Source organism: Microbacterium sp. B24 (genome assembly GCF_000333415.1).
Lineage (GTDB): Bacteria > Actinomycetota > Actinomycetes > Actinomycetales > Microbacteriaceae > Microbacterium.
On record NZ_BADB01000062.1, the window covers coordinates 1 to 11,478 of the forward strand.

Genomic DNA, 11,478 nt, shown 5'->3' on the forward strand with positions numbered 1-11,478 from the left:
GTTCGTCGACAGCTCGTGGTACTTCCTTCGTTTCCTGACGCCGGGCGACACGACGCAGGCGTTCTCGTCGAAGGATGCCGACCGGTGGGGCCCGGTCGACTTCTACATCGGCGGCGTCGAGCATGCGATCCTGCACCTGCTGTACGCGCGCTTCATCACGAAGGCGCTGTTCGATATGGGCCTCGTCGAGTTCACCGAGCCGTTCTCGAACCTCATCAATCAGGGCATGGTCATCCTCGACGGCGCCAAGATGAGCAAGAGCAAGGGCAACCTCGTGCTCTTCCAGGACGAGCTGAACGCCCACGGTGCCGATGCGTTGCGGGTCGCGCTCGCTTTCGCCGGGCCGGTGGAGGACGACAAGGACTGGAGCGATGTCTCCACCACGGGCGCCGCGAAGTTCCTGGCGCGCGCCTGGCGCATCGCACACGAGGTCACCAGCGCGCCGGATGTCGTGTGGGCGGAGGGGGACCAGGCCCTTCGCCGTGTCACCCATCGCCTCTGGGCCGACGCCCCGGCGCTGATCGAGCAGACCAAGTTCAACGTGGTCGTCGCCCGCCTGATGGAGCTCGTCAACACCACCCGCAAGACCATCGACGGTCCCGCCGGCGCGGGCGACCCCGCCGTCCGCGAAGCCGCTGAGGCGATCGCGATGATCCTCGACCTGTTCGCCCCGCACACCGCCGAGGAGATGTGGGAGCAGCTCGGTCACGAGCCGTTCGTCGGCCTTGCGACGTGGCGGCAGGCCGACCCGACCCTGCTGGTCGAGGAGTCGGTCACCGCGGTCGTGCAGATCGACGGCAAGGTGCGCGGCACCCTGACCGTGCCCGCGCGCATCTCGGCCGACGAACTCGAGGCGCTGGCGCGCGCCGACGAGAAGGTCGTGCGCTCGCTCGCCGGTCGCGAAATCGCCCGCGTCGTCGTCCGCGCCCCCAAGGTGGTCAGCTTCACGACCGCGTAGTCTCCTCCCCACGGCGGGAGTCCGCTCCGCTCGTCCACGGATACCGAGCGCGCACTGACCTCGGTGGCACGCCAATGGCACGGTGTGGAGGTGAGTTCGCCCGACATCGACCACGCGCCGCGCACCGCCGCGGACGCGCGTCGCACGCGGCGTCGGCGCGTCGGGGTCGGTGCGTCCGTCGTGCTGGTGCTCGTCGCCGCGGCGATCGCGGTGGCCGTCGGAGTTGTGCGGTCGGTGACGACCGCCGACGGCGGCGTCCCGCTGGCACCGGTGGAGATCTCGGCCGCGGCGCTCTACGTGCATGTGTCGGGCGCGGTGGGACGCCCCGGGCTCTACCGCCTCGACGGCGGGGCGCGCGTCGTCGACGCGGTTGCCGCCGCCGGGGGCTTCACGGAGGCCGCCGACCGCACCGTGCTCAACCTCGCGCGACCGCTCGTCGACGGCGAACAGGTGCACGTGCCGGAGGCGGGGGAGGCGCCGACGCCCGGTGCGTCCGTCAGCGCTGACGGACGCGTCAACCTCAACACCGCCGATGTCGCAGCCCTCGACACGCTTCCCCGCGTCGGGCCCGCGATCGCCGAGCGCATCATCGCGTGGCGCGAGGAGAACGGGCGGTTCACGAGCGTCGACGACCTTCTGTCGGTTCCCGGCATCGGCGAGAAGATGCTCGCCGGCCTCCGGGACCTGGTGACGGTGTGAGCGGCGCCGCACCGGCGGCACCGCGCGCGAAGGGAGCCGGCCGGGGCGGGCGATCCGCGCGACGAAGGGATGCGCGCCTCGTGCCCGTCGCCGCCGGAGCGTGGTTGACGGCAGGCGTCGTCACCGGTGCGCCGGATGCCGCGGCATCCGCGGCCGTCCTGCTCTGGGCGATCGCTTTCGTCGTCCTCGTCGCGCTCGTGCGCCCTCGGCGCTGGGGTGGGTCCGGCGTGGCACGCGTCGCGCATGTGCTCGCCCACGTCGCCATCGTCGTGGGTGTCGCGGCGGGGGTCGCCTCGCATGTCGCCGCCGCGCTTCCTGCGCGCGCCGCGGTTGCGGCGGCCGAGGTTTCCGGCGGCCGCTCGCTGACGGTCGACGTCGTCGCCGTCGGGAAGATCGAACGCGGTGCTGCCGGCTGGCGATTCGATGCCGTACTGGAGCGGCTCGCGTACGGGGACACCGCGATCACGACGCCGGTGCCGGTGCTCGTGCGCACCGGCGATGTTCCACCGGGACTCGATCTCGGCGCTCGCGTAACGGTGACGGGTACGGCGTGGACCACAGAGCCGGGCGAACGGGCCGTCCTCGTCATCGACGCATCCACGATACCGACCCTGACCTCCACGCCCACCGGCGTGCTCGCGCTGGCATCGCTGCTCCGCCACGGGCTCATCGCCGTCACAGCGGGGCTGCCCGAACCCGGTGGCGGTCTGATCGCCGGGCCTTGCGGTCGGCGACACCTCCCAGGTCTCTGACGGGCTGGATGCCGCGATGAAGTCATCGTCGCTGTCGCACCTCACCGCCGTGAGCGGGGCGAACTGCGCCCTTGTCGTCGGCATCGCCTTCGCTGTGGCGGCCGTGTGCGGAGCGGGGAGAGCCGTGCGCGTCGCCGCCGGGCTCGGAGCTCTCGTCGCGTTCGTGATCCTCGTCTCACCCGAGCCGAGCGTCGTCCGCGCGGCGACGATGGCCGCGATCGCCATGCTGGGCCTGCTGCTCGGCCGTATCGGGGCCGGGCTGTCGCTGCTGACGGCGTCCGTCGTGCTCCTGCTCCTTCTCGACCCGTGGCTGTCGCGCTCGATCGGGTTCGCCCTCTCCGTGGCCGCCACCGCCGCTCTTCTCGTGCTCGCCGGACCCCTCGCGGACGGCCTGTCGCGCTGGATGCCACGGCCCCTTGCCTTGGCCGTATCCGTGCCGCTGGCCGCACAGCTCGCCTGCGGCCCGATCATCGCGCTGATCTCGCCGCAGGTCTCGGTCGTCGGCGTCGCCGCCAACATGCTGGCTGCGCCGGCCGCGCCCGTCGGCACGGTGCTGGGGCTCATCGCCTGTCTGTGCGCCGGCATCCCGCTGCTGGGAACCGGGGTGGCGGCGCTCGCCTGGGTGCCCGCGGCGTGGATCGCGGCGACCGCGACGACCCTCAGCGCCCTCCCGGGCAGCGCGATCTGGTGGCCCGACGGTGTCGGCGGGTTCGCCGCACTGGGTCTGATCAGCGTGGCGGTGGTCATCCTGCTCGTGCGCTCACCGCGACCGGCACGGGTCGCTGCCAGTGCCGTGATCGCCGTCACGATCGTCATCGCCGCCGGCGCCGTCCCCGCCGCGCAGATCGGACTTCGTGCCCGCCTGCCCGAGGCCTGGGCGATCGCCGTGTGCGACGTCGGCCAGGGCGATGCGATCGCGATCCGCGCCGCCGGTCACATCGCCCTCGTGGACACCGGCCCCGATCCGCGGGCGCTCACGGCATGTTTGGAGACGCTCGGCGTGGAACGGGTGGATCTTCTCGTCCTCACTCACTTCGATCACGATCACGACGGAGGAACGAGCGCAGTCGCGGGGAGGGTCGACACCGTTCTGCACGGGCCGACAGCAGCACCCGACGACGAGCGCACCCTGACCCGATTGCGCGACGCGGGAGCGCGCCTCGTGCGTGCCGATGCGGGGATGACCGGCACACTGGGAGACGCTCGCTGGCGCGTGCTGTGGCCGCAGCCGCGCACCGAAGCGGGAAACGACGGCAGCGTCGTGCTCGACATCGCCGGCCCGAGCGTGCCCCCCATGCTGATGCTCGGTGACCTGTCGGCCGAGGGCCAGCGACGCCTGATGGCGACGGCATCCCTGCGCCCCACCTACGCCGTCGTGAAGGTCTCGCACCACGGCAGCGCCGACCAGGAGCCCCGACTGTACCGGCGCGTGCGTGCGACGGTGGCGCTGATCTCTGTGGGAGCGAACACGTACGGGCATCCACGCAGCGAGACGCTTGCGATGCTCGCATCCGTCGGGGCACGGCTGGCCCGCACAGATCTCGAAGGGCTGATCATGCTGTGGACCGAGGCCTCGACCGTGCGGCTGTGGCACGAGAGGGAGCCTCCCTGAGCCCCGCGGGCGGCATCGGTGTCGCACGCCGTCGGTAGGCTGGTGCTCATGCCGTCCGCGCCCCGCCGTCCCCCCTCGCGTGGGGGTGCGCGCGCCGCGTCGGCGATCCCGCAGATCTCCTGGCGGTCGCCGCAGCCCGCTCCCGTCGTTCTCGTGTCGGGACCGGAGGACGTCTGCGCAGAGCGCGCGACCGCCGGCATCCGCGAATTCCTGCGCGCGGAGGACGCGAGCTTGGAGGTCTCCGACCTGCGGGCCGATGACTACGCCTCGGGAAGCCTTCTGACGCTCACGTCTCCGTCACTGTTCGGCGAGCCGAGGCTCGTGCGCGTCGGAGGCGTGGAGAAGTGCTCCGACGCCTTCCTGACGGAGGCCCTCGCCTACATCGAGGCTCCGCAGGACGGCGCCACCGTCGTTCTCCGCCACACGGGTTCGAGCGTGCGCGGCAAGAAGCTGCTCGACGCCATCCGCTCCGGCATCGGAGGCGGCATCGAGATCGCCTGCCCAGCGGTCAAGCGCGATTCCGACCGCTTCGACTTTGCGGCCGGCGAGTTCCAGGCCGCGCGCAAGAAGATCGCTCCGGTCGCCCTCCGTGCCCTCGTCGGCGCCTTCTCGGACGACCTCACCGAACTCGCGGCGGCCTGCCAGCAGCTCATCTCCGACGTGCCGGGCGACATCACCGAGCAGGTCGTCGAGCGGTACTACGGCGGCCGTGTGGAGACCTCGGCCTTCACCGTCGCCGATACCGCCATCGCCGGCCGCTACGGCGACGCCCTCGTCGCCCTTCGCCATGCCCTGGCCAGCGGAGCGGATCCGGTGCCGCTGGTCGCGGCGATCGCCTCGAAGCTGCGCACGATGGCCCGCGTCGCCGGCATCCGCGAGTCGTCCGCGTCGCTCGCGGCTCGACTCGGCATGAAGGACTGGCAGGTCGACCGCGCCCGGCGTGACCTGACCGGGTGGAACGAGGCCAGCCTCGGCCTGGCGATCCAGGCGGCGGCGCGAGCGGATGCCGAGGTCAAGGGCGCCTCGCGCGATCCCGTGTTCGCCGTGGAGCGACTCATCACGATCATCGCCACCCGGGCTCCCTACGGTGCCTGAGGCCGCACCGACGACGAAGGCCCGCCGCCGCAGATGCGGGGACGGGCCTTCGTCGATGTGGATGCGGCTCAGAGAGCGGCGACCTGCTTCGCGATCGACGACTTGCGGTTCGCGGCCTGGTTCTCGTGGATGACGCCCTTGCTCACGGCCTTGTCGAGCTTCTTGGACGCCTTCGCGAGCGCCTTCTCCGCGGCAGCCTTGTCACCGGCGGCGATGGCCTCGCGGGTGCGACGCACCTCGGTCTTCAGCTCGCTCTTGACGGCCTTGTTGCGCTCGCGCGCCTTCTCGTTGGTCTTGTTGCGCTTGATCTGCGACTTGATGTTCGCCACGTTCGACGGCTCTTTCGTTCGGTTTTCGATGGATGTGCCGGGGTAGCGGTAGAGGGACGCCTCCGGCGGCGTGCGGGGTGGGACCCACACGCAAGCCAATCACCGAGTCTATCAGGTCACCGCGCGCCGCCCCCGCAATGCGCCCGTTGCCGCACGGCATGCGGCATGATCGGATCGATCGGGCTCCGTTCCCGCTCGCCCCGTCCCCTCGACGACGCGCACCGACGAAGGAGTCGCCGTGACCGCAGCAACCCCGGGCCCGCACACCTCGGCGACGACGAGGCGCGCCGGGGCCGCATGGTTCACGTTCTTCACGCTCGCGTGGCTGGCGATCTGGACGGCCCAGCTGACGCCGCTGCAGCTGCTCATTCCCCTGCAGCTGAACACGCCCGGCGACGCGGACCGATGGATCTCGGGCGTCGTGTCGTCGGGACTGGTGCTGGCCGCGGGCGGCCTGGCGGGTGTCATCGCCGGCCCGCTCGCCGGCGGCATGAGCGATCGCACCAGCGGCGCCTTCGGCAGGCGTCGCCCGTGGGCACTCGGAGGAGTGCTGTTGGGTTCCGGTTCGCTTCTGGCCCTCGCCTTCGCCACGGATGCGTGGGGTGTGGCCGTCTCGTGGATCGGTGTGTCCGTCGGCGTCGCCGTGGCCTCCGCCGCCTTCACGGCAATGATCGCCGACCAGCTCACCGACCAGCGTGGCACCGCCTCCGCCGCGATCTCGTCGTCGCAGGCCCTCGGCATCGTCGTGGGCGTCGGGGTGATCGTCCTTCTCGGTCTCGGGGTGATCGCGGGCTACCTCGTGCTCGGCAGCATTCTGCTGGTCGCCGGTGGCCTCGGCGCGCTGATGCTGCCCGACCCGCCCGCACCGGCGGCCTCCGACACCGCGCGCACGCGTCTGAGCGCCGCGGAGCGTTTCGCCGTCTTCAGGGACAGAGATTTCGCCTGGATGCTGTGGGGGCGGCTCGTGGTCAACATCGGCAACGCGCTCGGCACGGGGCTTCTGTTGTTCTTCCTTCTCTACGGACTGCACCGCGATCCGACCGGCGCCCAGGACGAACTGCTCCTGCTCATCGTCGTCTACACCGTCTTCGTCGTCGTGGCATCCATCGTGGCGGGGGCCGTCTCGGATCGCACCGGACGCCGACGCGGCATGACGGCCGCCGCTGCGCTTGTGCAGGGCGGTGCCGCCGTGTTGCTGGCGGCGTTCCCCTCGTTCGAGCTCGCCCTGGTCGCGGCCGCGCTGCTGGGCGTCGGGTACGGCGCATACATGGCCGTCGGGCTCGCGCTCGGCACCGACCTCCTGCCGTTTCCCGAGGACAGCGCTCGCGACTTGGGCTTCGTCACCGTCGCAGCGAGCCTGGGGCAGTTGCTCGGGCCGCTGGTCGGCGCCGGACTGGTCGCCGCCGTCGGGGGATTCTGGCTGCTGTTCCTGGGCAGCGCCGTGCTGTCGGTGGTCGGCGGACTCATGACCCTGATGGTGCGGGCGGAGCCGCGGCATCCATCGTCGCCAGCGCCACGTCGATCACGGCGTTGAAGACTCGGGGACGCATCGCGGTGACCAGGTGCGAGGTCCGTGGCACCACGATGAGCTCCGCGCCCGGGACGCGAGACGTGAACAGCCGCTCGTTGATGCGCAATTGGTCGAACTGCCCGTTCACGAACCATGTCGGTATCCGGATGCGACCGAGCGCGCCGAGCAGATCGAGCACCGACAGGCTGCGCAGCGCCGTGTCCTGCGCGTCATACGCGTAGCCACCGGCGCCGAAGTCGGCGCGCGTCTCGGCGGGCAGTGTGCGGTCGAGCACCCATTCCGCGATCGGGGCACCACGACCGGGAAGCCGATCGAACCCGCGGGCGAGCGAGCGGTAGGTCTGCAGCGCCACGCCGCGCGGGATGGCGGTGCAGGATGCCGCGATGAAGGCGTCGACCGGCGGGCGCTCCGCACCGCCGACGTACTCGATGGACACGAGACCACCCATCGAATGGCCGACGAGCAGCACGCGACCGCGTTCAGCGGCATCGCGCACGGCCCGGTCGATCGTCCCGAATGCGCCCTCGAGCGTGAACTGCTCGGCCATCCGCGCACCGTGGCCCGGGAGGTCGAGCGCGACCGCGTCGATACCGCGGCGCTGCAGATGTTCGACCTGGGCACGCCACATCGTCGCCGAGGTACGGATGCCGTGCACCATCACCACCGTCGTCGCCACACCCGCCAGCTTACGGAGCGACGGCACCGCCGGGGCCGAGCACGGCGCAGGCCCCGGACACCCGCCGAAGCGGGGCCGGGGCCTGTGGGGGAGCGGACTGCCGAGGCAGCCGCCCGCTGCGTCAGCCGATGGTCACACGGCGGCGGCGCGTCATCGCCAGCAGAAGCCCGGCGACAAGCAGGAGCGCGCCCCCGAAGGCGAGCCCCCACGGAAGCTCCGCACCGGTGGTGGCCAGTGTGCCCTCACCGACGACCTGCAACGGCAGGTTCAGGACCACCCGGCCGTCGGCACCCAACACGATGAGGTGGTGGGTTCCGAGCGGCAGCGACTGCGGAACGTTCACCGTGAAGGTGACGCGACCGTTCGCATCGGCGGCGGGGATGCCCGTGATCACGATCGGGTCGCTGTTCAGCGTGGCCACGACCTGCTCGAAGGCGCCGAGGCCGGTCAGGGTCACGGTGAACGAAGACCCGCGCTCGATTCGCCCGTCCGCAGACAGGCCCATGCTCGACGCACCCACCGTCACCCCGCCGGTTGCCGGCAGCGTGCTCGTCGGAGAGGGCGACGGCGCGCCGGTCGGCGACGCGCTCGGCGTTGCCGTCGGAGTCGCGGTCGGAGTCGGCGACGGGGTGGTGTCGCTGACCAGGACGGCGCGCCCCACCGACGACGGGGCGATCGGCTTGATCGCCTTCGCGTACGCAAGGGTTGCGTCGAGGTCGACCTGACCGGTGTCGGTGCGGTTCGTCCCCTGGGCGAACGGCGTGAAGCCGTCTCCGCCGTTGGCGAGGAACGAGTTCGTCACCACCGTGAAGGTGTCGGCGTCGGTGATCTTCTTTCCGTCCAGCGACATCGACACGATGTGTCCCGACCGCGAGGCCGTCTGACCGGCGGGCGGCGCATCCTCGGTGTACTCGTAGGTGAACCCCTTCGAGACACCCAGGTGCAGCTTGGGACGGTCGCCCGTCGCCTGCCACTGGCGCGTCAGGATGTCCTTCAGCTGGGCACCCGTGAGCGTCACCGTGACGAGCGTGTTGGCGAAGGGCTGCACGTCGGCGAGCTGCTTGTAGGTGACGGTGCCGTCACCCGTGTAGCGCAGGTCGGCGCGCAAACCGCCCGGGTTCATCAGCGCGATCTGCGCCTTCGTGCCCGCGTAGGCCGGGTTGGTGCTGGTGGCCCAGAGATAGATGTCGGCGACGGTGTTGCCCATGGTCGACTCGACTCCACGGTCCGACCCGCTCGTGCCGCCACGCAGGATGTTGGCCGTGATGGCACCGACCGGCTGGGCGCCGATCGTGTTCGCCTGGGCCGTGAAGCCGGCGACCATCGAGGCGACCGCCGCGTCGGCCGGGTAGGCCTTGGCGAGCGTCTGCGTGGATCCGGTCGCCGACACCAGCTCGTGAGCGTCGGTGTCGTACGTCAGCGAGAGCTGGCCGAGCGCCTTGCCGTACTCGGACGCCTGGATGACGGGACGCAGCTTCCCACTGGAGCCCACCTGCACGTTGCACGCGTAGGTCTGGTGGGTGTGGGCCGACACGATGGCGTCGATGTGGGCCGACGCTCCGCGGATGAGGGTGCCGAACTCCGACGGGTCGGTGGCGACCGCATCGCACTGGTTCGACACCGACGACCCGGAGTGCGTGAGCAGCACGGTCACATCGGCGAGGTCGCCTGCGGCGATCTTGTCGGCGACGCGGTTGGCCGCTTCGAGCTGGTCGCCGAAGTCGATGTCCTTGATGCCCTGCGGATCGACCATGCGTGCCGTGTCGGTGGTGACGGTGCCGATGAAGGCGACGCGCACGCCGTCGAGTGTCTTCACGGTGTACTCCGGCAGCGCCGGCGTCTTCGTGCCCTTCTGGTAGACGTTGGCACCGAGCGCGTAGGGCGAGCCCGCCGCGATCTGCTCCGGCGTCACGTTCGACGGGTCGGTGTTGCCACCGAAGCGCGGAAGCACCCGGTTCTTCAGGTCGGCGAAGCCGCGGTCGAACTCGTGGTTGCCCACCGCCGACACCTCCAGACCGGATGCCTTCAGGGCATCGATGGTCGGGGTGTCCTGCTGGATCAGCGACGTGAACGTCGAGGCCCCGATGTTGTCGCCGGCCGAGACCAGGAGCGTGTTCGGGTTCTGCGCCTTCTTGGCCGCGACGGCGCCGGCGAGGACGGCAGCGCCCGCTTCACCCTGCGATCCGGCCTCGATACGACCGTGGAAGTCATTGATCGTCAGGATGTCGATCGTCGTCGGTGCGCTCTTACGGGCCGACAGACCGACCTTCAGCGGATCGTGGTCGCTCGAGCGGTACGGGCCGTCCTGCCAGAACAGCGTGCCGTGGTTGTTGTAGCGGCTGTACTCCAGCGCCACCGACTCCCCGGAGTTGATGTTCCAGACGTCGCCGCCCGTGACGCGCTTCCAGGCCGCGGCGTTCAGCAGCACGTGGTCGAGCGAGCCGGAGAGGCCGTCGAACGAGTACGTGGAACGCCCCACCTTCAGCGCCGACTCGGCATCCGTGTAACCCGCGTCGTAGAGGACCTTCAGCGGGTCCTCCTGGGTGTAGGAGTTGAAGTCGCCGACGAGCACCGCCGCTTCTCCGTTCGCGGTGAGGGAAGAGACCCAGTCGCGCAGCGCGCTCGCCTGCGCGACCCGGGCCGGGTTCCACGCCCCCTGTCCGTCCTTCTGGTCGGCCTGCGCGCCGCTGGCGCCGCTGGAACCCTTGGACTTGAAGTGGTTGACGACGAAGAGGAACGGCTCGCCGCCACCGGCGGGCGCGAACTTCTGCGCGATCGGCTCGCGCGCGTTGTCGAAGGCCTGTCCGGATCCCGACTGCGTCCCGAGCGCCAGAGCCTCACCGACGGGTGCGACGCGGGCGGGCTGGTAGATGATCGCGTTGCGGATGACGTCCTGCTCGGATGCATCGGGCAGCTGCGCGGATGCCGGGACGTACGCCCACTTCTCACTTCCGGCAGCGGCGTTCAGCGCCGCGACCAGGGTCGCGACAGCCTTGTCGGGCGTCGACGGCGTCGACTTCGCCGAGTTCTCGATCTCCATGAGCCCGACCACCGAGGCGTCCAGTGTGTTGATCGCCGAGACGATCTTCGACTGCTGACGCGCGAGGTCTGCGGCACCCCAGGCTCCGCGGAGGTCGCAGCCTCCCCGGACGTTCGTGCCGACGCCGGCACGGTCGGTGTACGGCTGGCAGGCCGCGTCGGACGAGCCGAGCGTCGTGAAGTAGTTCAGCACGTTGAACGAGCCCACGCTCAGGTCGCCGCCGACGGGGGCAGGAGCTGCGGTACGCGGGTTGGTGAAGCTCGCCTGACCCTGCGTCTTGCCGTCGCCGGCGAGGAAGGTCACCGGGTTCAGCTTCCACGCGTTGTTGCGGTAGTCCAGCACGAACGAGCCGCTCAGGGACGCGGTGGCGCCCACGACGACCGGCTTGTCGAGCGAAACGTACGCCGGCGTCAGGTCTCCGTTCAGGAGCGCACCGGTGCCGTTGTTGGCGCGCGCGGCATAGTCGAGCGAACCGCCGTCGTCGAGGACGACGCCGCGGGCTAGGTTGTCCGCCGCGGCCGCGGCGGCCTCGGCGCTGCCGGGGCGGGCGACGTCCGTCGGCTGACGGAGCACGCCGCTGCCGGCGGCGAGACCCACTTCGCCATAGCGGTTGGTGTTGTTGGTGTTGGTCACCGTGAAGGTGCCGGTGACGCTCACGAGCATCGACTCGAGGCTCTCGCGCTGGGCGATCGAGGCCGGCCACGTCGTGAGCACGACGGGCTTCGGGGCCGCAGCCGCGTCGATCTTGCGAGCCGCGCCCGTGTCGACCGCGAGCGGGTGAGGCCG

At 70.9% G+C, this 11,478-nt stretch carries 9 protein-coding genes and 1 pseudogene; 7 read left to right on the forward strand and 3 right to left on the reverse strand.

Annotated elements, in window-relative coordinates; translation table 11 throughout:
* The 6 genes and pseudogenes from I5I_RS01375 to holA all read left to right on the forward strand — a co-directional run.
* The coding region (locus I5I_RS01375; RefSeq protein ID WP_036315490.1) for a class I tRNA ligase family protein at positions 1-958 on the forward strand (958 nt) is incomplete at its 5' end.
* Between the two features lie 84 nt (positions 959-1,042).
* Positions 1,043-1,657: a ComEA family DNA-binding protein gene (locus tag I5I_RS01380; protein ID WP_036315492.1), complete on the forward strand. Its 615-nt coding sequence runs from the start codon at positions 1,043-1,045 to the stop codon at positions 1,655-1,657.
* A gap of 80 nt (positions 1,658-1,737) precedes the next feature.
* Positions 1,738-2,409 carry a hypothetical protein gene (locus I5I_RS17385; protein WP_239639985.1) on the forward strand — a complete coding sequence of 224 codons (672 nt, stop codon included), beginning with the start codon at positions 1,738-1,740 and terminating at the stop codon, positions 2,407-2,409.
* A gap of 16 nt (positions 2,410-2,425) precedes the next feature.
* Positions 2,426-3,106: pseudogene (locus tag I5I_RS17900) on the forward strand (ComEC/Rec2 family competence protein); the annotation flags it as partial.
* Between the two features lie 249 nt (positions 3,107-3,355).
* Complete coding sequence (locus tag I5I_RS17905) at positions 3,356-4,021, forward strand: ComEC/Rec2 family competence protein (RefSeq protein ID WP_374699896.1); 666 nt, start codon at positions 3,356-3,358, stop codon at positions 4,019-4,021.
* 48 nt (positions 4,022-4,069) lie between these two features.
* Positions 4,070-5,116, forward strand: coding sequence for a DNA polymerase III subunit delta (gene holA / locus I5I_RS01390; protein WP_036315495.1), 1,047 nt, complete (start codon positions 4,070-4,072; stop codon positions 5,114-5,116).
* A 68-nt stretch (positions 5,117-5,184) separates the two neighbouring features.
* Here the strand turns inward: holA and rpsT are convergent, their stop codons facing one another.
* A complete protein-coding gene (rpsT, locus tag I5I_RS01395) occupies positions 5,185-5,445 on the reverse strand; it encodes a 30S ribosomal protein S20 (RefSeq protein WP_036285140.1) in 261 nt (86 codons plus the stop codon).
* A gap of 238 nt (positions 5,446-5,683) precedes the next feature.
* Between rpsT and I5I_RS01400 the strand changes: the two genes are divergently transcribed.
* On the forward strand, positions 5,684-6,979 hold the full coding sequence (locus tag I5I_RS01400) for an MFS transporter (RefSeq protein ID WP_036315497.1): 1,296 nt from the start codon (positions 5,684-5,686) through the stop codon (positions 6,977-6,979).
* Here the strand turns inward: I5I_RS01400 and I5I_RS01405 are convergent.
* Both I5I_RS01405 and I5I_RS01410 read right to left on the reverse strand, forming a co-directional pair.
* A complete protein-coding gene (locus I5I_RS01405) occupies positions 6,909-7,652 on the reverse strand; it encodes an alpha/beta fold hydrolase (protein WP_036315503.1) in 744 nt (247 codons plus the stop codon). The genes I5I_RS01400 and I5I_RS01405 overlap by 71 nt on opposite strands.
* A 121-nt stretch (positions 7,653-7,773) precedes the next feature.
* On the reverse strand, positions 7,774-11,478 hold a 3,705-nt coding region (locus I5I_RS01410), incomplete at its 5' end, for an ExeM/NucH family extracellular endonuclease (RefSeq protein ID WP_036315499.1).

Excerpts from the sequence above, each read along its gene's own strand:
- holA (WP_036315495.1), top strand. The coding sequence starts at position 4,070 with ATGCCGTCCGCGCCCCGCCGTCCCCCCTCGCGTGGGGGTGCGCGCGCC.